Here is a 1,099-nt window from a genome sequence, read left to right as displayed (position 1 = left end):
CCAATAAACGACCGTTTGTAAACGGATGCAAGGGCGATCTCTGTGCCCCTGCTCAACGGAAAGCCCTTGGTTTCCATAGGCTGAGCGCGATCAGAGAGCCCTCGCCGACCATCGCCCGCGCGTGCTATATAAGAAGCGCGGGTGCACTCTGACAAAACCCTTGGGTAAAATGCAAAAACCCAGTATTTTGCACATATGAAGCCTCAAGCGCCTGCCTTTCATGATGAATCGGACGTTCTCTTTCTCGATGCTGAGGAGGTGGAACAGTCGTCCGAGGACGATCTTTGGTTCCTGCCCGGTCCCATGGAAGAGGAGCCGGATTATCTGCCGCCCGGACCGCGGGCCGAACCGCGTGAAGCCGAGATCCTCGACGATTGGCGGAAAGCAGAGGCGGGTCATGCCGCGCGTCTTGCCCGTGTGGCCGGTCGCGTCGGCGCGCTGGACGACCGCCTGAAGCGCAGCCCGGAAGGATGGCGGCACAGGCTTGCCCTGATCGAGGCTGCCGACCTCAGCTGGTTCGCGGGTGACCGCATTGGCCCGGATCGCATTGCTATTTGGATATCCATGCGCCTGTCAGGCGTTCAAGAGGACCCCGCAGGACTGGCGCGTGTCGGTTGGGCGGTACGTCGTCTGACAGGGGGACCAGGCCCCGAGGTGGACCTTTCTGCCTTCCTCGATCGTCGCGATCCCGAGAACATGGTCGATGACGCCGAGCCTTTTGCGGATCGCGCGGGCGGTTGGCTGAACCTGATGGCGCAAGCCGCCGAGCTGCACCCGATAACCCGTGCCTGCGCGGGTTATCACCTCTGGAGCCTTGCGGGCCTTGGGCAGCAGGGCGATCGAATGGAAGCGGCAGTCACGGCCGCGCGGATCGCGGCCAGCGAGGGCAAGGGAGCAGTCTTTGCACCTCTGGCCATGGGTGGGGCAGGGGGGCTGCGCGCTGGCGGCCCACCCGCTGACCGTTTGGCGTGTTGGCTTGAGGGGATGGAGACGGCATGTCTGACAGCAATGCGGCACCTAGACGATATTGAAGCATGGTCAGCGCGGGCGGAAGCCGAAATGACACCGCTTTCGGGCAAGACCCCGCGCGCCTTGCGCG

The 1,099-nt window shown here is 63.3% G+C and carries 1 protein-coding gene; it reads left to right on the top strand.

Going from position 1 to position 1,099, the window contains the following annotated elements; genetic code table 11:
* Positions 1-195: 195 nt before the first annotated feature.
* The coding region (locus XM53_RS22250; protein WP_057796986.1) for a hypothetical protein at positions 196-1,099 on the top strand (904 nt) is incomplete at its 3' end.

This window comes from Roseovarius atlanticus, assembly GCF_001441615.1.
GTDB lineage: Bacteria > Pseudomonadota > Alphaproteobacteria > Rhodobacterales > Rhodobacteraceae > Roseovarius > Roseovarius atlanticus.
The sequence above is the reverse complement of the archived record's forward strand: the minus strand, read 5'-3'. Positions and strand labels throughout refer to the sequence as shown.